This window comes from Dyella sp. PARNA 12/25, assembly GCF_055702865.1.
Genome location: NZ_JBVQCI010000031.1, coordinates 1 through 239, shown reverse-complemented (window position 1 = coordinate 239; position 239 = coordinate 1). Strand labels below are relative to the sequence as shown.

Below are 239 nucleotides of genomic sequence, written 5' to 3'. Positions count from 1 at the left end.
AGTCCGTATTCGGCGACCAAGCCGCGAATCTGGTTGCCCTTCGCGGTGCGTTGCTCCACCAAGCTCGCTCGCACCCGGTGCATCGCCTGCAGATCCTGTTGGTCGACGCTCTTCACGCTCACAAAGCGCATGCTTGGCCGACTCATGGCCTCGCAGATCGCTTCGGCGTCATTCGCGTCGTTCTTGTTGCTCTTCACGTACGGCTTCACGAACTGCGGCGCGATCAACTTCACGCGAAC

General features: G+C 60.7%; 1 protein-coding gene. It reads right to left on the bottom strand.

What is annotated here, in order from left to right; all coding sequences use genetic code 11:
- Positions 1-239: IS110 family transposase (locus tag AC0GUR_RS21555; RefSeq protein WP_472879573.1), on the bottom strand; the 239-nt coding region annotated here is incomplete at both ends.